Raw genomic sequence first — 21,529 nt, 5'->3', positions numbered from 1 at the left:
ATATTGGAGACTGCCTTGAATAGTTTGGAAAATCGCGACGACTTTGAGAAATCAACATATAGTAAAGTAACAAGAAGATTAATTCCATTTCTCTTCCTTTGTTACATTCTTGCATATGTAGATAGAGTGAATGTGAGCTTTGCAAGATTGCAAATGCAGCAAGACTTAGGTATGAGCGATACAGTTTTTGGTGCCGGCATGGGATTATTCTTTATCGGATATTTCTTTTTCGAAGTTCCTAGTAACATAATGTTAAAAAAAATTGGCGCTCGTTTTTGGATCGGTCCAATTATGATTATATGGGGTATTGTTTCTTCTTCAATGATGTTAGTAAAAAGTCCCTTCGGTTTTTATCTATTAAGGTTTTTACTCGGAATTGTTGAGTCTGGTTTTTTCCCGGGTGTTGTTCTTTACCTAACATTTTGGTATACAGATAAGTATAGAGCAAAAATGGTTGCGGCGTTCATGAGTGCGATTGCATTATCCGGTGCTTTCGGAAGTCCAATGTCCGGATGGATTATGTCAAAATTTTCTACATTATATGGACTAACTAATTGGCAATGGCTCTTTTTAATTGAGGGAATTCCATCTGTAATAGTTGGAATTGTTGCATTATATTTCCTTGATGATGGACCTCAGAGTGCAAAATGGCTGAAAGATGATGAGCGAAATTTACTTTTAAATAATTTGGATAAAGATGAAAAAAATAAAAGCAAAGCAGAAAAAGATCGTCATCGATTAATAGATATATTCAAAAGTTCAAAAGTATGGTTGCTGTGTTTCGTTTACTTCGGTTTCATGATGAGCAATTATTATATCGGTTTTTGGATGCCCCAGTTGATAAAAGATAATATTACAACTGATCCATGGCAAATCGGATTAATATCAATTATTCCATGGGGATTTGGTGCTGTAGCAATGGTCGTTTGGGCTCATCATTCAGATAAAACCGGAGAACGTCGTTGGCATGTAGCAATAGCCAGCATAATAGCAGCGATCTTTTTAATTATAAGTGGAATTCAAAATTTACCAGTTATTGTAAGTGTAGCTGTTTTGGCTTTAGCTACGGCGGGTATCTTATCTGGCCTTTCAACATTCTGGGCTTTGCCTACATCACTATTATCCGGCACAGCCGCTGCTGCAGGAATTGCATGGATTAATTCAGTCGGCAATCTCGGCGGATTTGTTAGTCCATATGTTGTTGGTTGGATACGTGACAATTTTCATAATCAAATGTATGTTGGTTTGGTTATCGCAACGGCATCTACTATTTCTGCGGGACTAGTATTATTAGTTGCTCGGAAAAATAAGGCCATATTCAAAACTTCTTTCAGACAAAATGATTAACAATCAGGCTCAACCAATTCATAAAACTTTCTTTGTTGTCTGCTTAGTATGTGTAATTGAGTTGGCTTGATGACAAAATGTTTACAACTCTTCAAAAGTTTACATTTATGAATTAACCTCCAAGCATTTATTAAGTGGATGAGACTCCAAGACTCACCGACCACAAAAATAGAAACTTCCTTATCGCACTTAAATACGGTATCTGAAGTTTTTGGTTTTACTTTACAGTTTCAACAAATTAATATTATCAAAAATAAATCTGCATGAATAGAAAATGATTTTTAAATTATTCAGTGATGGCGATTTCTAATGTCTCCTGTTAATTACAAAAGACTAAGGATATTGATTTTATTTTGAATTCATTATATTTGTTGCGAGTTCACTTTTGAATCCGTTCATAGATTGATACAAAAATAATTTTTGCAATGCTATCTTTAAAGAGGAAGAATAACATGAAATATCGTGAACTTGGACGGACAGGCTGGAAGGTGTCATCAATTAGCTTTGGTGCATGAGCAATAGAAGGATACTTCTATTACAAAGCAAAAACTACCAAGAACAATTTCAATGTTTAAGACCATCCTCCGAAGTCGAATTACCAATTTTCAAAATGTAAATATGCAATTAATTATATTGATGCATAATACAAACCATCAAGTAATCGAAAATGAATTTCATCATTTAAATCGGGGTAATTAAGTTTCTGTTGAGGGATTTATGTTTAGTATCGGCTATGATATCGGAAGTTCGTTTATCAAGTGTTGTATACTAGAAATTGATAACGGCAAAATAATCGCTGAAGATTTTTATCCTGCTGATGAAATGAAAATTAATTCTCCCAACCCCGGCTGTGCGGAACAAGATCCAAATTTGTGATGGGAGAATGTAAAGATTCTCACAAAACGATTGTTAAGAATCAACAATATTAATTCAAGCAAAATTGTTCCGATAGGAATCTCCAATCAAATGCATGGACTCATATTAATAGAAAAAATCAAAATGTGTTGCGTCCATCAATAATTTGGTGCGATAGTCGCGCAGTTGAAATCGGCAATAACGCTTTTGAAATAATTGGAAGTAATTATTGTTTGAATAATTTATTGAACTCTCCCGGAAATTTTACCGCTTCGAAGCTTAGATGGGTAAAGGAAAATGAACCCGGAATTTATTCTCAAATTCATAAAGCAATGCTTCCGGGCGACTTTATAGCAATGAAATTAGTACAACTATTTCCGGGCTAAGTGAGGGTATATTCTGAGATTTTAAAAATCATTGTGTCTCTAATAAATTACTCGATCAGTAGGAAGTTAATGAAAATATTCTTCCGGATATTCATCCAACATTTTCCATTCAAGGGAAAATTAATTCTCATGTCGCAGAAGAACTTGGTCTAAAAGTTGGAACAGTCGTATCATATCGGGCGGGTGACCAACCTAATAACGCGTTCTCTTTGAATGTTCTCAAAGCCGGAGAAATTGCAGCTACGGCTGGAACTTTCGGCGTCATCTATGGTGTGATTGATAAAATCAATTTCGATAAACTTTCACGTGTGAATCAATTTGCCCATGTAAATTATACAATTGAACAACCGAGTTATGGAGTGCTACTCTGTATAAACGGGACAGGCATCCAAAATTCATGGATAAGAAAACAATTTGCCAGTGATTTATCGTATGATGCAATAAATAAATTAGCGAGTAATATAGCGGTTGGCTCGGAAGGAATTTTCGTGGTTCCATTCGGTAACGGCTCGGAACGTGTTTTGCAGAATAAAAACATCAAAGGGCAGATTCTTGGAATAGATTTTAATAGACATACAAAAGAACATCTGTTCAGAGCCGCACAGGAAGGGATTGCATTTTCATTGAAATATGGTGTCGATATTATGAAAGAAATGGGGTTGAACATTAATGTTATTCGCGCAGGAAATGTGAATATGTTTCTTAGCCCGATTTTGCGGCAAACTTTATAGAATGTTACATGCGCATTAATAGAATTATACAATACAGACGGGGCACAGGGCGCCGCACGAGGAGCCGCATACGGTGCCGGATATTATAAATCTTTTCAAGATACTTTTCATTCTTTAAATAAAGTAGGAGAGGTAGTTCCCCAGGCAAAAGAGATTGATATTACTTTGGATACTTATGATTGCTGGCAAAATAAATTAAAATTATTCTGTTAACTGAAAGCCATTTAATTTATTTGTTCTTTCCGGCTCAGCTTATTTAGTTGCTTTATTTGTCTTTAACTTACTCGCTACAAAATTAGAACCTATTGAAGAGAAATTCTAAAGCTCTTGAATGGTTCAAATATGATACTTAAATAATAAATAAAAATTTAAGATCTGAATCTTCCTATTTGAAAAAAGTATTTTGGTTTTTGAAAATTCAGAAAACTAAATGTGAAGTGTTGATAATAATTATATTTCTTCATAATTAAGTATTGTGTTTTCACAAAATAGTTATTAAAAGATGTGAAAAGGCATTTCATAACTTTTCATCTCATTTATAATGCATTCCACAAATAATCATATAAGGAAGACAGTTATGACTAAAAGAATCATAGCATTTTCTCTTCTTACCGTTTTCATAGTTTTTATCTCTTGTCAATCGAACAATAAGGATCATTCAATGGTTGAAAAAAAATTATTTGGTAAACTAGCCAATGGTACGGAAGTGTTCTCCTATACACTGAGAAATGTCAATGGAATGGAAGCAAAAATAATTTCTTACGGTGCTACTGTTGTCTCTTTAACCGCCCCGGATAAAAATGGCAAGTATGAAGATGTTGTGCTTGGGTACGATAATTTAGAAGGGTATATTGAAGGCACATCGTACTTTGGTGCAATCGTGGGCAGGTACGGTAATAGAATCGGTAAAGGGAAATTCAAGTTAGACGGTAAAGAATATCAGCTTTCGATTAACAACGGTGAAAATCATCTTCACGGTGGTGTAGAAGGATTTAACAAAAAATTATGGACTGTCAGCGGTGTTGATGAAACTCCGAGTGGCGCTTCGATCTCTTTAAAATACGTGAGTATGGATGGGGAAGAAGGATATCCCGGTAAAGTAGAACTAACTGTTGTTTATGATTTGACGAATGAAAATGAATTGCGAATAAGTTATACCGGTACAACTGATAAAACTACAATTCTAAATCCAACACATCATTCATATTTTAATCTTTCGGGTGATCCTAATAAAACAATACTTGATAATGAACTGATGATTGACGCCGCAAACTTTACACCTGTCGATGCCGGATTGATAACAACCGGTAAATTTGAATCGGTGACTAATACTCCAATGGATTTTCATTATGCAAAAAAAATAGGTCGCGATATTGAATCTAATTTTGAGCAGTTAAAATTCGGGGGAGGTTATGACCACAACTGGGTGCTGAACAAACATCAAGAAAAAATTTTCAAGTGTGCCGATCTATATGAACGTGAGAGTGGGAGATTTATGGAAGTTTTTACTGATCAGCCCGGACTGCAATTTTATTGCGGAAATTTTCTTGATGGTTCGGTTAAAGGAAAAAATGGAATCATGTATCAGAAGAGAACCGGTTTATGTCTGGAAGCTCAATGCTTCCCCGATTCGCCAAACAAGCCCGAGTGGCCGAGTGCCGTTTTAACCCCAGATAAAGTTTATCATCAAACAACTATTTATAAATTTTCAGCGAAGTAATCTTTTGATAAAACACCAAATCAATTAATAAAAAAATGAGGTGTGAGTAATGGGTGTACTTCAATCTCTGGATTAGGTAGTAATCTTTGGATATTTTACTATCATACTCGGCTTAGCTTAGTGGATAATCAAAAGGCAAAAAAATACTTTTAAAGAATATTTTTTAGCGGGTAGAAACTTAGGATGGTTTATTGTAGGCGCATTTATCTTTGCATCAAATATTGGCTAGGAACATCTTGTTGGATTAGCCGGTTCCGGTGCTACTGATGGTGTTGCCATGGCTCATTATGAACTTCACGCTTGGTGTTTGCTTATTCTTGGCTGGGTGATGGTTCCGTTTTACATGAGATCAAAAGTTTTTACTATGCCTGAATTTTTGGGAAGAAGATTTTCTCCACACGCTCGCACAGTTCTTTCGGGTATTTCTTTGATCGCTTATGTCCTTACAAAAATTGCAGTTGGAGTTTTCGCGGGCGGTGTTGTATTCGCAGTTCTTCTGCCCGACATAAACTTTATGGGAATGGTAAACCAGAAGAAGTTTCTATCAAACAATTCGCTGGTTTCATAAAAAAAGAAAATACGATTAATATAAAACTACCATCTAAATCGGTCGTTTTAATCCAATTGAGAAAATAATATGTATCCAAAATCCACTGCAGACAAATAATTCACAAATTAGTCTTACCCAATTAACTATTATGAAATAAAGATTAAATCCATTCAATATTACTACGAGAGATTTCTGATAAGAAATAGTCTAAAAAAATTTTGGATGCGTTCATCTTCATATGTAACATATGGCACAACAGCATCATTACAGTAATTTAATTATTGCCAAATAGAGCTTCATTTATTACTTTGCTTTCAGTAAATGGAAAAAATATTGAATATTCTGCTTTTCAAGGTCAATTAGAGTGTATTAATTCAGATTTTGTCATAATTCTGTATAAGATTCTTAATTATTCAAAAAAATTTGAATCAACATTCGGGAAACTCTTTTGAAAAAAATCAAGATACTCCTAATCGAAGATAATCGACTTCTCCGAGACGGCATTTCTGCAATGATAAAAAAACAGTCTGATATGCACGTTGTTGCCACAGTTGGTAATGGCGAAAACATATTAAAAATGCTTGGCAATCTCAAACCAGACTTGGTGCTGCTTGATCTCGGTTTGCGAAATCAAAACAGTTTGGAGATTGTAAAATTAACTAAACATCAATTCTCGGAAATAAAAATAATAGTGATGGATCTTATACCACTTCAGGCAGATGTTTTCGAATTTGTACAAGCAGGAGTTTCAGGATTCATACTCAAAGACGCAAATGTTACCGAATTTTTTAAAACTATCCGATCGGTTCACCAGGGGATGCAGGTTCTGCCGTCACACTTAACCGGATCACTTTTTTCTCAAATTGTTGAACATGCAATCAATGGATCAAAAACAACCGCGATTACCGAATCGGTTCGTATGACAAAACGTGAACGTCAAGTGATCGAATTGATTGCCGAAGGATCTTCAAATAAAGAAATTGCTCAAAAACTCCATCTCTCACCTTACACTGTCAAAAGTCACGTTCATAATATTCTTGAAAAATTAGCACTTAATACGCGTGTGCAGATTGCAAAACACGCTCATCTTTCTGATTCTTATAAAACTGCAATTGAGACAACTTCACTAATCGAATAATTTACTTCAGTCTTTTATCCTAAAAGATGTAGTCCTTTTTTCATCCTTTCGCTCTATAGAATTAGACTATTCGTAATTATACTTTATGTGTGCAAGCATAGGTCAAAAAGATAGATGACTTGTAAAATTAATTTATCAGGAGTATTACCATGAAAAAGTTAAACGCAATATCCTTAATTCTAATTTTTATCGTATCTCTTTTTATTTACAGCTGTAGTGCAAGCGGAGGAGTTTCTGTAGGAAAGCAGCAAAATAGTAAAACAGTTAATTTGACAAAATGATAATGTCATCATTGTAATAATTCGTTGGTCTAAATAATTCTATCAGATAAAATTGAAAACGATTTATTTGAAGCAAAATTTTTGTTCATGAATATTCCGGTACTTTAAACGGGAAAACACAAAAAGGAAAATTATGATGTCTAATTTTGCGATCTATTTAATAGGAATTTTATTTGTTGCTGGCGGATTTTCCTGGGCAGCTTATAAGTTAGGAGCTCCACCAATTTGGATTGGAATAGGTGTCATTATCGTAGTCGGATTGGGAATTATGGCAGCTGTTTCAAAAACACGGCAAAAAGAAAAATCTGGGACAGACAAATGAAGAATAAAACTAGCATGAACTTGAGTTACAGAATTAATCAAATGAGAATCATAGCACTATTGGGTTTATTATTTTTACTTTCAAACTGCAGTCAGTCAATACCAGCATTGATGTATACTACCAAAGATTTAACGTATGCTTATTCTAATGAGATCCACATCAATTATGAAAAGCTCGGATATGGAGATAAGAAAGCTGTATTCCTGCATGGATTCGGCACCTCATTACATTCTTGGGATGATGTAAAGGAATTATTTCCTCCGGATGAATTCACGCTTTACCTAATTGATCTGAAAGGATTCGGTAATTCTTCAAAACCGGAGGATGATAAATATACAATTGAAGATCAATCAAAAATTGTGAAGCAATTTGTAGAAGATATCAATACGGATTCGTTGTATCTAATTGGTCATTCCTATGGAGGAGCTGTTGCTTTGCTCACACAAATATCATTACTAAATGAAAAGAGCAAAACAAAAATTAGTAAATTGATTCTGATTGATTGTCTTGCCTATACGCAGGAAATGCCCGCTTTTATTAATTATTTGAGAACTCCTCTTTTGAATAAATTAACATTTCAGCTTACAAATAAATCCAAAGCAGAATATATACTTGATAAAATATTATACGATAAGAGTAAGGCTAATAAAAAACTAATTGACAGGTATGCTTCTTTTTATTACGGTGAAGGACTTGAGTATACTTTCATTAAGTCTGCCGAACAGATTGATCCCGATGGATACGGAAAAATAATAAGTGCTTACAAGAACATTACGACACCATGCCTAATTCTTTGGGGTAATAATGATTCGGTATTATCAGTGAATAATGGTATTAAACTAAGTAAGGAATTACCCCATACAAAATTGGAGATAATTGATGCTTGCGGACATGCCCCGCAGGAAGAAAAACCCGAAATAACATTTGAAAAAATATATGCATTCATTAAAGGACATTAAATAAAACAGTCAAACAATCTTTATGTAATTCTCTTCTCCATTCCATTATAAGTTGTAGCCCCGTCCCCGTCCTTTTTGACTGATTGATTTTATATCCTAAATAGTTAGATCTCGATTCAGACAAAGGGTGGTGTCATGGTAATGATTGATAAGAAGAAAAAAATAAAATCTCCAAGTAGTCCAGGTCTTCCAAAATTCAAATTGAAATCCGCAAATGAATTAAATGAATTTGCTGAAAACATAATCAATACTGTCCGCGAACCTCTACTTGTTTTGGATCAAGATTTAAGAGTAGTTAAAGCCAGCCGTTCATTCTATGATTTCTTCAAAGTAAATTCCGATGTTACAATTGGATCTCTTATTTATGATTTGGGGAATCGTCAATGGGATATTCCTAAACTGAGAGAATTGCTTGAAACTATCCTTCCCGAAAAAACAATGTTTGATAACTATGAAGTTGAGCATGATTTTTCGACAATTGGCAAACGAATCATGCTTTTGAATGCCCGGCAAATTGAAAGAGCATTTGGGAAAGAGAAGATAATTTTATTAGCCATTGAGGATATTACTGATCGAAAACTGTCTGAAGAATCGGTTAGTGAAACCAGCCGTGTTACAAACGAATATCTGGACATTCTGTTTAATCATGCATATGCACCTATTATTGTTTGGGATTCCTCGGGGGTAATAATACATATAAATAAGGCTTTCGAAAATTTGAGCGGTTACGATTGGACCGAGGTCAGAGATAAAAAGATTGAAATTCTTTTCCCAAAAGAAAAAGTTGATTTGACACTTGATCTAATTAAAAATACACTTATAAATGATGAAAGACCGGATCTAATTGAAGTAGAGATATTGACAAAAAAGAATGTTCTCAAGACAGTCTTATGGAATCCAGCAAATATTTTTGATAAGGAAGGAAAACATATTGTTGCAACTATTGCTCAAGATATTACCAGTCGTAAGCTCGATGAAGGATTATTAAGGGAAAGTGAAGAGAGATACCGATCATTTTTTGAAAACAGCATGGATGCAATAATGTTAACAATTCCAGATGGAAGAATATTATCAGCCAATCCAGTTTCGTGTAAAATATTTGGTTATTCGCAAGAGGAACTTATAAAAGTGGGTCAATTCGGCATTGTTGATAATATGGACCCTATATTACCTAATCTGTTAATGGAAAGAAGATTAAATGGGCATGCACATGGTGAATTGACGATGATTCGGAAAGATGGAACACGTTTTCCAGCTGAAATTTCATCGGCTATTTTCAAAAACCAAGAAGGTTTTGAACGTACGAGCATGATCATTCGTGATATATCAGAACGCAAGGAAGCCGAACATAAAGTACTAGAAAGCGAAAAGCGCTTCAGAGCCATTTTTGACCAGGCCCCAATTGCAATTGCGCTGCTTGATAAGCAAGGTCACCCGGTTATTTCAAATCTACCTTTATCCAAAATGATCGGTTATAGCAGTACTGAACTGTCGAAAATGAAGTTTACAGATTTTACGTTTCTGGATGATATTAATAAAGATATGAATCAATTCAATGATTTGATCGATGGGAAAATATCCAAGTACAGCATGGAAAAAAGATTTGTTCATAAAAATGGAAATCTTGTCTGGATTAATCTTTCTGTAACAATACTTCACGATGAAGATGGTGCTTCGCATGAAATATTAGGAATGGCTGAGGACATCACCGAGCGTAAAAAGGCTGAAGAAAAAATGATTCAGCTTAGCGCCATTGTAGAATCTTCCGATGAAATTATCATTAGCAAAACTTTGGACGGCATAATTACAAATTGGAATAAAGGCGCGGAGAAAGTTTATGGCTATAACGAAAGTGAAGTTATTGGGCTTCCAATCTCGTTGTTACTCCCGGTAGCACATAAGGATGAAATACCGGAGATTCTTGAAAAAATAAAATACGGATTATCGGTAGATAACTTTGAATCAGAACGAATAACAAAAGATGGCCGGCTTATTCAGGTTTCTCTTACGATATCACCAATTAAAAACAGAGATGGTGAAATTACCGGTGTTTCAACAATTGGACATGATATTACCGAGCACAAACAAGCAGAAGAAAAATTGCGTGATAGCGAAGAACGATTCCGGCATTCATTCGATTACGCCGCAACAGGTGTTTGTATAGTTGGTACCGATCAGAAATTTCTAAAAATTAATAAAGCTTTTAAAGAAATGATAGGTTATAAAGAAAATGAAATATTGAATTTTACTTTCTCCGATATCACTCATCCCGATGATTTATCCATTGGCGTATCTCAATTAAAGAAAATGATGGATGGTAAAATTGATATTGCATCATTTGAAAAACGATATATAAGGAAAGATAAAGAGATAATTTGGGCTCACGTTTCAATATCATTAGTCCGGAATTCTAATAATCAACCTCAATTTTTTATTACTCAGGTAATTGATATTACAGAACAAAAACGTGCCGAAGAAGAAATTACAATGCTTGCGCACTCATTAAGAAGCATAAAAGAATGTGTCAGTATAACTGATATGGAAGATAAAATAATATTTATCAACGAATCATTTTTGAAAACTTATGGCTACGATGAAAATGAATTGGTTGGGAAAAATATGAAAATGGTACGTTCATCAAAAAATCCACATGAATTGGTTAATAAAATTTTACCAAGCACAATATTAGGAGGATGGCAGGGTGAATTGTGGAATAAACGAAAGAATGGGAGTGAATTTTTAATTAATCTTTCTACCACAGTTATTAATGATGATAACGGCAAACCTTTGGGACTAATTGGCGTTGCAACCGATATAACCGAGAAAAAAAAGATGGAAACCGATTTATCATCTGCGGCAGAAATCGCAAAACTTGGTTATTGGGAATATGATGTTGATTCGGAGCAATTTACTTTTAATGATCAGTATTATAGACTCATACATGGAACCTCTACTGAAAAACAAGGCGGTAATATTATGAGCGCCGAGGAATTTGTCAGGAGATTCGTATATCCCGACGATGCAACTATGATAGCCAAAAATTTACAAGAAGCAATAAGTTCACCGAATCCGGATTATTTCGGAAAGGCGGAGATAAGAGTTTTTCGTGACGATGAGAATATAGCAAATGTAAGTGTTCAATTTAAGATTCTGAAAGATTCTTCGGGACGTACCTACAAAGTCTATGGTGTTAATCAGGACATTACAGATAGTAAAAGAACTGAGAAAGAATTGATAGAAGCAAAAGAAAAAGCTGAACAGTCTGATAAACTAAAAACAGAATTTCTTGCACAGATGTCACATGAAATAAGATCGCCTATGAATGCTGTTGTAAGTTTTGCAAATTTATTAAAAGAAGATCTAGAGGGAAAAATAACACCTCAACTTTTAGAATACTTAGATGGGATTGATTCTGCCGGTCATCGGCTAATACGAACTGTTGAATTGATATTGAACGCTTCTGAGTTACAAGTCGGTACTTTCGTACCTAATTTCATAGATATTGATTTAATTGGAGAAATATTAGAAAAAATTAATAAAGAATATATTTTATTAGCGCAGGAAAAGGGTCTCAAATTTAATTTCAATACGGAACTAACAGAAGTAATTATACATGGTGATAAATATAGCATATATCAATTATTTGTGAATCTGATGGACAATGCAGTTAAATACACAAATAAGGGCTCTATTTCGGTTAAGGTTGAGAAAAATAAAGATGCACCGGAGGAAATAAAGGTCTCCATAGAAGACACGGGGATTGGTATGTCAGAAATTTTTATGGAGCAGATGTATAATCAGTTCACACAAGAAGATAGAGGGTATTCAAGGAGATATGAAGGGAATGGACTAGGTCTTTCACTTGTAAAAAAATATTGTAGTTTAAATGGAATAACGATTGAAGTTGAATCTAAGAAGGGAATTGGAAGTAAATTTACTTTATTCCTGACAAGTAAAAAATAATTACATCAATAAAAGATTAATCTCTGGTAAAGGAAGTGTGATGAATGGAAAAAATAAGCTATTGATAGTAGAAGATGATAAACTAAATCAGTTGGCATATAGGGGAGTTCTATCTAAGCATTATGATGTAAAAATCTGCGGTGATGATAAAGAATTCTATTCCGCATTAAGTGAAGACACTTATGAATTATTCATCATCGATCTAGCCCTTAATTGCGAAAAAAACGGGATTGACCTTATAAAGGAGCTGCGGCAAATGGACAAATACAAGGGAACCCCAATAATAGTGGTAACTGCATATGCATTTACGAAAGACCGGAAATTATCTCTGGAGGCTGGTGCGGATAAATTTATAGTTAAACCCTTTGATAATAAAAATCTATTGGGAGAGATTCAGAAATATTTTTAGATATACTTGAGTGTTGATGAAGGCAGTAAGATAATAATGTAGCTATTCCTTGTTAAATGAGTGTATAACGATGTCGATTGTTGAAAATAGAGCAGCAGATGCTGAAATTATTAAGTCTCTCAAAATTGCATCAGCAATTTCAATAATCGCCGGAAGCTGGTCTTTATTATTTGAGATTTTCTATTTTCACTTTTTTAAAGTTGATATCTACTTTGCTAGAGTCTTGTTCACTTTAATAGCCCTAACAATATTTTTCCTCTCATTTAAGAATATCAGTCAACGATTAACAACAATTCTTGTACATCTGCTTATTATATCTCTAATAAGTTCATTCATTTATACAATCTACAAGATTCCAAACACACTCTTTATTAACTCTCAAATACTCTCGCTGCTAATTTTTACAACAGCATTAATTTTTAGTTGGGAAGTTAAAAACCAAATCATTGTGGCCATATACTATAACTTGCTCTTTGCCGGTTCAATTATTTTTAACGGATCTAATATTTTTTTTCTGCCTAATCTTTTCTCTATTACAATATTTGTCAGTCTTATCAGTCTTTTAAGCATTGTAGCTAGTGCTGTAAATTACAGCCGAAGGAAAATCTATAAGTCGAAGGCAGAAGAGGTAAATTTCATTTTTAATAGTATTCCTATCGGAATATGCAGAACAGATGGTTTTGGAAATATTCTAACCCAGAATAAATTTTTAGCGTTTTTATTAGGCGCGGAACAAATAAAGAAAAAATCAAATATAGTTGAACTTATTAGCGATTCTAAATTCAGCGAATATTTTTCTCAAATTAATTATTCAGGTGCAGATGCTCGGGAAGTCAGTGTAAATTATAAGAACGAAGAAGATAAAATGATTTATCTGAGAGTTATATCGAAATATAAATCAACAGAAAGCGGGAATAAAAATATTGACTTCATTATTAAAGACGAGTCTAACGAAGTCCTGGCAAGAAATGAGCAAAAAGAAATTGCTTTAAAATTGCTTAATGAAACAAAAGAAAAAGAGCATTTCGCTCAAATGCGGATTTTGGAAAAGAATCAAAAAATTCAATTATTAGCAAAAATTAATCACGAAGTGAGAACACCGCTTAATGCCATTCTAATGTTTCAACAAATGATCGAAGAAGATATACTTCGATCGATGGAAGAAGTAAAAAAGTATTCTAAATCTGTAAAAACAGCAGTTGGTCATTTGCTTAATACGATTGACAATTTTATTTATTATGCTAAAATTGAAACAGGTAAGATGGAAAATGAAATGGCTCTCTTCAACATCCAAGAGGAAATTGAAGACATTATACAGTTGCTAAAACCATTAGCGTTAGGTAAATGCATTGGCCTAAGTTTAATCTTAGAAAAATCTTCCAGAATATTGGCTTATTCGGATGTGAAAAAATATAGACAGATAATGACTAATTTAATTGCCAATTCAATAAAGTTCACACGAACAGGTAATATCAATGTTATTCTGAATAATAGGCATCTTGATGATGATCAATATGAAATTATAACAAAAATTGAAGATACCGGCATAGGTATAGCGAAAGACAAACTAACTGATATATTCAATCCATTCGTTTCATTGAACGAAGATAATTCTGAGCGATATAGCGGCGGTCTCGGGTTGGCAATTTGTAAAGAGTTTATTCAAATACTGGAAGGAAAAATCGAAATTACTAGCGTTGTCGGACAAGGGTCAGAATTTGTAGTCACAATTCCATATCAATACGATTTTTCAAAAATAAATGCAAAAAGTTTTTGATCTGCTATTAACCGGAAACCGGCTACTATCAGAAATCATAATTATTATCTAAGAACCAATAACATTTTGGACTGACAATGTTATCTTCCAAGTCCAACTCGACAGTTAGTTGATATATCAATATTTCCAAAAAAATTCGAAGTAATGAAAAGCTTTTCTATACCTAAATATTTGAACTTATTCTAAAAATCGTTTTTAGAAATACTCGATAAAGATGTAGTTCCTTTTTCATCCTTTCGCTCGATTGTATACCACAACTAGCAAGCATATCTTTTATTCAGAGACATTGGTCAAATACAAGAATGACTTGTGAATTTAATTTTCAGGAGGATTACGGTGAAAAAGCTAAACGCAATGTTATTAATGAGAATTTTTACACTCTTAGTCACTTTAAATTTTGTATCCGCAATATTTCCGGGACAAATCTCAGCACAGCAAAACGATGTTAATTTTCAGGAGTTTTATGATCAATTAAGTCCGTACGGTCAATGGATTGATGACGATAATTATGGATATATCTGGATTCCAACAGCCGGTCCTGACTTTACTCCATATTTATCCAATGGTTATTGGGTATTTACCGATGACGGTTGGATGTGGACATCAGAATATGACTGGGGATGGGCAGCTTTCCATTATGGTAGATGGGATTACAACGGTTCTTATGGTTGGTTTTGGGTTCCGGATAATGTGTGGGGTCCATCATGGGTCACTTGGAGATGGTCGGAGGGTTATTATGGTTGGGCTCCGATGCGACCCGGAGTATCAATTAGCATAAGTTTTAGCGGCTACAATGATGTGCCTAACGATCGTTGGATATTTGTGAGAGACAGAGATATTGAAAGGCACGACATTGATCGAAATTATATTGACCGAAAAAACAATTCTAGAATTATGACCAATTCAAAGGTGCTTAATAAATCTTACTATGATAATAGAAGAAAAACAATATATGTCACCGGACCTATCAGAGAAGATGTTCAAAAAATTATCGGAAGAACAATTAAACCGATTTCTGTTAATGAAAAAGATGGACCAGGCCAAAGATTAACAAATGATCAGATTCAGATATACAGACCAGTAGTGAAGAAGAATAATAACAGTTATAAACCGGTGCCTTCAAAAGTCACAAGATTAAAAGATGTAAAACAAATATCCTTTAGAGAAACAGAAAACCGAACTCAAAATATACAACAACAAAAAGGCAACAAGAGAAACGACCAACAAGATGCAGTAAATCTTCCAAATAAATTCAATGGGAAAGAGAATTCACCTCAACAGCGAAATGCAGCCCCGGCGAAAAACAATGTAACAAGAAATACACGGCCTACTGTGAATAAAGTAAATAAAATTGACGTTAAAAAGAATTCGTATCAACCGCAGAAGCTAGATCCTCCAAGAAAAGAAAATAAAAAAGATCAATTGCCGCAGGTACAAAATACAATTCCGCTTAAAGATAACGGCAGTAAAAATCATCCATACCAACAGCGATCTTTAGATCCGCCAAAAAAAGATAATAAAATAGTTCCACCATTACAGCCGCCGAAAACTGTGGTACCAAAGAATAATAATAGAGAACAACCACCGAAGGTTAGATCAACAAACCCTTACAAGGAAAATGGTAATGATCGAAAAACTAAATCTAATTCGACTGATGACAAAAAAGAATATAAGAAACTGCAATAATTATTTAATAACGGAATTTCTTCTTTATAATATGAATAAAAATATTTACTGTATTTGATGATGAAGATTGAAAAAAAATATTACTAACTAACAAAAAGGTGAAAATCATGTTATATACAATCGCGGTAGTTTTAATAGTTCTATGGTTACTAGGATTTCTCGCATTCCCTGTTGCCGGAGGTCTTATTCACGTTCTTCTTGTAATTGCAATAATAATGATTCTGCTAAGAGTGATAAGCGGCAGACGTGTACTCTGAGCAATTATTACATGCAATTTATTTTTTAATAATGAAAATCGATATTGAAAACAACGTTAACAATAGCGATGAATCATAAGGAAATATAACAATGTTATTTAAACAACTCCGTACTCTTCGGTTGCCGGATATTCTTACCTTGCTCGGTCTGTTAAGTGTTTCCTTGTCCGTTTATTTTTCTTTCAAAGGACTTTTGATTCTTGCTTACGCTCTTATCCTTCTGCAATTCCTCTTAGATTATTTTGATGGAAAGTTGGCTCGGGCAATTGGCGGGGGAGCGTTGGGTGTTTATCTGGATAGTTTTACAGATTTTATGGCGGTGGCTTCTTCTGTTGTATTTGGTTGGTTTATAGGTATAACCGGTCCCGCAATGCTCGTTGCCGGATTTTTAAACGTTGGTGCAGCGGCAATAAGACTTGCATATTTCACAGCATATAAACAAAAGGGATTCACCGGCATTCCGACTGTTCTTGCTGCTTCGGCTGTTTCAACAATTGCACTTCTCGGTTATTTGTTTGCACCGGCATATCTCAAATGGTTGGTCATTTTTTATTTTATCTCGGCTGTGGCAATGATCTCAGATTTAAAACTAAAAAAAATATAATCAGATAAAAATATGACTGAGAGAACTAATCCTTTAAGCGGAATGCATATTCTAATAAGCGCAGCCGCATTAGTAATAATTATTGCCGGGATCAATCTTGCACAATCTGTTGTTGTCCTATTCCTTATTTCTGTTTTCTTTGCGCTGCTAGGAACTCCGGCGGTGCTTTGGTTAAAAGAAAAACATATCCCATCAGGATTTGCCGTATTGATCGTAATGGCAGTCATGATAATTATTATAATTCTGATTGGCGCACAAATTGGTTCATCCGTCAGTAACTTTTCCGATGAACTGCCTTTATTGCAAACACGCATTAGAGAACAAGTCAAAGCACTCACAGTACTATTGACAAGCAAGGGCATTGTAGTTTCCCCAAAATTTTTTCTAGAATACGTTAATCCCGAAGCGATAATGAAACTCACTGCCGGCTTACTATCGGGATTAAGTTCTCTACTATCCGATCTTGTTTTAATCCTTCTAACAGTAACTTTTATCTTGCTTGAAGTATCAAGCTTTCCGGTAAAACTTCGAACCATCATCGGTGATCCCAAGCAGGCATTTCCGCAATTCACAAAATTTATAGTTGATATGAAACGATACATGGTAATCAAGACAATAATCAACTTAGTTGCCGGAATTTTAATTGCTGTATGGATGCAGATACTCGGCGTACAATTCCCCGTATTATGGGGGTTCCTCGCATTTATTCTTCATTATATACCAAATATCGGTTCTGTTATAGCAGCTGTTCCTGCTGCTCTTCTTGCTCTTGTCCAACTGGGGTTGGGTAGCGCTCTACTTGTTGTTGCCGGTAATGTTTTTATCGGATTCATAATTGGTAATGTGATTGAACCCCGACTTATGGGAAGGAAATTCGGACTTTCTACTTTGGTCGTTTTTCTATCGCTGATCTTCTGGGGCAGTTTACTTGGTTTGGTAGGTGCGATTCTTTGTATTCCGCTAACAATGACATTTAAGTTTGCTTTCGAAAGTAGTGAAAGTACAAGATGGATAGCTGTATTGCTGGGATCAGAAAAATTAGATGAAATTTCTAAACCAATGGCGAAGAAGAAAAAACAATGATACAAATACCACAGTTTAAAAAAGAATTATTCAAGCGGGGAGAACTATCGACTCGGAAAATTTTAAAGTATACAGGAATTGTTATTGGGAGTATTATACTAATCTTTGCATTGGTATTACTTTTCTTTCCGGATCCTTTTATTAATGCATTCTTAAAAGACCGCATTAATAAAAATTTTGCAGAAGCCTATCCGGCATACTCAATAAAGCTTGGCGATTTGCATTACAATGTCTGGAAGAATCGTTTAGGATGTGATTCATTAACAGTGAAAGCTAAAGATTCTACATTCACATGCAAAGTTGCTTCATTTTCCGTGGGCGGAATGGGTTGGATGAAAATACTTCTGCAAAAAGATTCTACTCTTGATGTTGCAAAGAACGCAGCAATTAATGCGGAAAAAATTGTTCTTACTTTTCATAAGTCTCAGAATGAAATTCGTTTAAAAACATTGCATGTATCGGTGCCTGATTCCGAAATGACTGCAGATTCAATAAAATATTATTCTTTAATTAACGATGAGCAATTTTTTGCAAAAAGTAAATTCAGACAAACAAGATTTCGTTTTGATATTCCTCAAATAAAAATAATTGGTTTGGATTATTTCGCGATGCTAGAGGAAAATATCTATAGAGCCAAAAATATTAATATACATGATGTGTTTGCTGATATCCTGGTGAACATGGACAAGCCATATGACAAAAACTCATCTAATCCACAGATGCCGAACGAGGCTCTCTCTTCAATGAAGGAGAAAGTAAAAATTGATAGTCTGAATATTACTAATGGGCGGTTGAAATATTCTGAGAGGTTTGCAGTAAGAGCAAAACCTGGAGTAATTACATTTAATAAAGTCAAAGTTTCAGTAAGTGGAATTGCGAATCATACCTCTACACTTGATACTGCGATTGTTAATGGCGAGGGTGTTTTTATGAACTCCGGTACAATGAAACTATCTATGGCAATTCCTCTCGCTCCAAAGAATTTTTCTTTACATTATTCCGGTTCGCTCAGCAGGTTGGATGTGACTAAACTAAATGAATTTATAGAACCAGGTGAACATCATCGTATAAAATCCGGAACTCTTCAGTCCGCATCGTTTAATATCAATGTTAATAGGGGACATGCAACCGGTACCTTGCGAGCCATTTATAAAGATGTAACCATTGCAATCCTGAATAAAGATACCGGAAGTGAAAAAGGAATTTTCGATCGGATCTTTTCATTCTTTGGAAAAGTATTTGTCATCCGCGGAACTAATACGCCGGATGAAAAAGGTTTAATGAAGATCGGGGAAATAAATTACACAAGGAATCCGCAAGATTATTTTCTCCAATTTGTTTGGTTTGCTCTTAGAGGCGGTGTTGCCGATTTAGTCGGATTCCCTAAAGAATAATTTAATAAAATAATGTTGAGGTAAAAATATGAATGAAATAGCTTTAGCCGGTATGCTTCTGTTATTAGGAGTAATATCAATATTGTTTTATATAATATTTAATGCGTTATATAAAAATCAAAAATTTTATAAAATAAATGAAAAGGAAATAGAATTGATTCGTGCGGAAAAAGAATTAGATCGTGCTGAAGCTTTGCAAAGAGGGTTGCGCATAATTAGGACAGAAAAAAGACAAGCGGTAAAATAGAGCTAGACTGTAAACCCAAACTTAATATTACAGTTGGTAATCCAATTAACTATTAGTAATTAGTTATTCAACAAAATAATCATGCATGTTTTAAGAATCGAGCTCACTCGAAAGATGTAGTTCCTTTTTCATCCTTATGGACGATTGCTCTGCACTAAATTTCTTCCTATGATTACTTAGCAATGATAAGACCAATAAAGTGATTAGAAAAACAAATTATAATTTAATTTGTGAACTTGATTGGTTGAACATTGCGCTCATACAACCCCTTAACCCAGCTGCAAATTAAAGTGGTATTTACAGCTGGGTTTATTTAAAAAATGTTACAGATGAGTAAAAGAACTAAGTCATAATAAATAACAATTTTAATCCCCCTTTTTCCCCTTCTATCTGGAAGAAGAAAGATTTTATTCTTACAAGACGATGTAATTAGGAAACTCCAACTGACATGAAAAGCAATTCTATATTTATCATTCCACTTTTACTTTTTTTTGTTTCTTTGATTGATGCTTCATCAGTTAAAAGGAAAACCCCAATAAACACAAGCACATACTTCCCGGTTAATAATGGTATTACGCTGGTTTATGAGTCATCGTTTGGTGAAAGTACTACCAAATACTCTCAAAATGGTGAATTTACTATCAGTTCGAGTGAAGCGGATAAATTCAAGTATAGACAAACTTTTATAATAAAAGAAAACGGCATTTACGTAAAAGAAACATATCAATATTTAAAGATTTTTCTATTTATAAAAAAGGAAGCAACGTTCACTTATGGAAAACCGTTGTTACGATTTCCTCTTCCTTTATATCCTGGTGTTGAGTGGAAATGGGAAGGTGATGAATATTCAGATGGTGATACAAATAAAGTAAAGGTTACAGGGAAGGCTTTTGATAAGGAATTCATTACAACAAAAGCGGGAAGATTTGAAGCAATTAAATTGGAATCAATTATTGAAGGTTCTGGGAATGCTAAAAATAGAGTAACCGAATGGTTTGCTGAAGGTATTGGATTAATAAAAGCTAAAATAATAATTGAAGGCGGCGGTGTGATGGGATTTCTAAGGGATCTTCTAGGATATGGAACCATCGAATTTGAATTAAAAGAAATTAGAAAGCAATAAGCGAATAATCATAATTGATGCAAAATCAATAATAAGTAATTGCAAAATTTAGAATTGCCGCAACAGGAAAAAATATCTTCTATAAGTAATATGGGGCTGAATTAACTGCGTATTATTTACCTATAAACTTCGAATGAATTCCGTATAAAACTTGTATGAACTCAAATAAAAGATGTAGTTCCTTTTTCATCCCTTCGCTCGATTGGCTTTTGAGGTTATCATCGATAGATTAATCCGAAATCAAAAAGAGATTTTCTGTTCTTGAGTAACATGAATCGAAAATCGCATTACATAACAATTTCTATGGAGGATCTCATGAAACATATGAACTTGACCAAACTAGCGGGGTGTGTTCTGGCCGTTATATTTATAGCGGGTTGCGGAAGTTCCCCGGTAGTGGTCAATCAGGAAGCATCCAAATCTGCTATTCGTGCTGCTGAAGAGGTCGGTGCTACTGACATTGCCAACGCATCTCTCTATTTACAACTCGCAAAAGAGGAGTTAGCCAATTCGAAGATACTTGCGGCGAATGGCGAGAAGGAACAAGCTGAATCAATGCTCTCACGTTCCCAAGCCGATGGCGAACTGGCTATAGCGCTCTCTCACAGCGATGCCGATAAGAAAGAAGCCGCACTGGCTGTGGAGCGAGTACAAAAGCTTCGACAGGACAATAAATTACCTAAAGAAAGGAAGTGAC

The 21,529-nt window shown here is 34.4% G+C and carries 20 protein-coding genes and 1 pseudogene; all 21 read left to right on the top strand.

Annotation, left to right across the window (positions count from 1 at the left end; translation table 11 throughout):
- The first annotated feature begins 15 nt into the window (after positions 1-15).
- The 21 genes and pseudogenes from NTX65_03930 (at position 16) to NTX65_03830 (ending at position 21,528) form a co-directional block, all read left to right on the top strand.
- On the top strand, positions 16-1,347 hold the full coding sequence (locus tag NTX65_03930) for an MFS transporter (protein ID MCX6168464.1): 1,332 nt from the start codon (positions 16-18) through the stop codon (positions 1,345-1,347).
- Between the two features lie 717 nt (positions 1,348-2,064).
- Positions 2,065-2,223 carry a hypothetical protein gene (locus tag NTX65_03925; protein ID MCX6168463.1) on the top strand — a complete coding sequence of 53 codons (159 nt, stop codon included), beginning with the start codon at positions 2,065-2,067 and terminating at the stop codon, positions 2,221-2,223.
- Between the two features lie 125 nt (positions 2,224-2,348).
- Entirely contained in the window at positions 2,349-2,588 is a 240-nt protein-coding gene (locus NTX65_03920) for an FGGY family carbohydrate kinase (GenBank protein ID MCX6168462.1), read from the top strand.
- 209 nt (positions 2,589-2,797) lie between these two features.
- On the top strand, positions 2,798-3,319 hold the full coding sequence (locus tag NTX65_03915) for an FGGY-family carbohydrate kinase (GenBank protein ID MCX6168461.1): 522 nt from the start codon (positions 2,798-2,800) through the stop codon (positions 3,317-3,319).
- A 577-nt stretch (positions 3,320-3,896) separates the two neighbouring features.
- Positions 3,897-5,039, top strand: coding sequence for a galactose mutarotase (locus NTX65_03910; GenBank protein ID MCX6168460.1), 1,143 nt, complete (start codon positions 3,897-3,899; stop codon positions 5,037-5,039).
- A 244-nt stretch (positions 5,040-5,283) separates the two neighbouring features.
- A pseudogene (locus tag NTX65_03905) lies at positions 5,284-5,607 on the top strand (hypothetical protein).
- A 430-nt stretch (positions 5,608-6,037) separates the two neighbouring features.
- On the top strand, positions 6,038-6,727 hold the full coding sequence (locus NTX65_03900) for a response regulator transcription factor (GenBank protein MCX6168459.1): 690 nt from the start codon (positions 6,038-6,040) through the stop codon (positions 6,725-6,727).
- Positions 6,728-6,876: 149 nt separating this feature from the next.
- Complete coding sequence (locus NTX65_03895; protein MCX6168458.1) at positions 6,877-7,008, top strand: hypothetical protein; 132 nt, start codon at positions 6,877-6,879, stop codon at positions 7,006-7,008.
- A 133-nt stretch (positions 7,009-7,141) separates the two neighbouring features.
- Positions 7,142-7,330, top strand: coding sequence for a hypothetical protein (locus NTX65_03890; protein ID MCX6168457.1), 189 nt, complete (start codon positions 7,142-7,144; stop codon positions 7,328-7,330).
- Positions 7,327-8,289 (top strand): alpha/beta hydrolase, encoded by a 963-nt coding sequence (locus NTX65_03885; GenBank protein MCX6168456.1) that lies wholly within the window; start codon positions 7,327-7,329, stop codon positions 8,287-8,289. Before NTX65_03890 ends, NTX65_03885 begins: the two co-directional genes overlap by 4 nt.
- A 135-nt stretch (positions 8,290-8,424) precedes the next feature.
- Positions 8,425-12,252: a PAS domain S-box protein gene (locus NTX65_03880; GenBank protein MCX6168455.1), complete on the top strand. Its 3,828-nt coding sequence runs from the start codon at positions 8,425-8,427 to the stop codon at positions 12,250-12,252.
- A gap of 40 nt (positions 12,253-12,292) precedes the next feature.
- Complete coding sequence (locus tag NTX65_03875; protein ID MCX6168454.1) at positions 12,293-12,661, top strand: response regulator; 369 nt, start codon at positions 12,293-12,295, stop codon at positions 12,659-12,661.
- Positions 12,662-12,731: 70 nt separating this feature from the next.
- Positions 12,732-14,438 (top strand): HAMP domain-containing sensor histidine kinase, encoded by a 1,707-nt coding sequence (locus NTX65_03870; protein MCX6168453.1) that lies wholly within the window; start codon positions 12,732-12,734, stop codon positions 14,436-14,438.
- A gap of 336 nt (positions 14,439-14,774) precedes the next feature.
- A complete protein-coding gene (locus tag NTX65_03865) occupies positions 14,775-16,124 on the top strand; it encodes a hypothetical protein (protein ID MCX6168452.1) in 1,350 nt (449 codons plus the stop codon).
- A gap of 107 nt (positions 16,125-16,231) precedes the next feature.
- The gene (locus NTX65_03860; GenBank protein ID MCX6168451.1) at positions 16,232-16,381 is read left to right on the top strand and encodes a lmo0937 family membrane protein; all 150 of its coding nucleotides are present in this window, start codon (positions 16,232-16,234) and stop codon (positions 16,379-16,381) included.
- 91 nt (positions 16,382-16,472) lie between these two features.
- Positions 16,473-16,985: a CDP-alcohol phosphatidyltransferase family protein gene (locus tag NTX65_03855; GenBank protein ID MCX6168450.1), complete on the top strand. Its 513-nt coding sequence runs from the start codon at positions 16,473-16,475 to the stop codon at positions 16,983-16,985.
- Positions 16,986-16,997: 12 nt separating this feature from the next.
- The gene (locus NTX65_03850; GenBank protein MCX6168449.1) at positions 16,998-18,068 is read left to right on the top strand and encodes an AI-2E family transporter; all 1,071 of its coding nucleotides are present in this window, start codon (positions 16,998-17,000) and stop codon (positions 18,066-18,068) included.
- Positions 18,065-19,462 carry a DUF748 domain-containing protein gene (locus NTX65_03845; GenBank protein ID MCX6168448.1) on the top strand — a complete coding sequence of 466 codons (1,398 nt, stop codon included), beginning with the start codon at positions 18,065-18,067 and terminating at the stop codon, positions 19,460-19,462. Before NTX65_03850 ends, NTX65_03845 begins: the two co-directional genes overlap by 4 nt.
- Positions 19,463-19,490: 28 nt before the next feature.
- Positions 19,491-19,709: a hypothetical protein gene (locus NTX65_03840; GenBank protein ID MCX6168447.1), complete on the top strand. Its 219-nt coding sequence runs from the start codon at positions 19,491-19,493 to the stop codon at positions 19,707-19,709.
- 448 nt (positions 19,710-20,157) lie between these two features.
- The gene (locus NTX65_03835; protein MCX6168446.1) at positions 20,158-20,832 is read left to right on the top strand and encodes a hypothetical protein; all 675 of its coding nucleotides are present in this window, start codon (positions 20,158-20,160) and stop codon (positions 20,830-20,832) included.
- Positions 20,833-21,147: 315 nt separating this feature from the next.
- Positions 21,148-21,528 (top strand): hypothetical protein, encoded by a 381-nt coding sequence (locus NTX65_03830; GenBank protein ID MCX6168445.1) that lies wholly within the window; start codon positions 21,148-21,150, stop codon positions 21,526-21,528.
- Position 21,529 lies beyond the last annotated feature (1 nt).

Source organism: Ignavibacteriales bacterium (genome assembly GCA_026390795.1).
GTDB lineage: Bacteria > Bacteroidota > Ignavibacteria > Ignavibacteriales > Melioribacteraceae > Fen-1258.
Note: the sequence above shows the minus strand (reverse complement) of the source record. Positions and strands in the feature narration are given on the sequence as shown.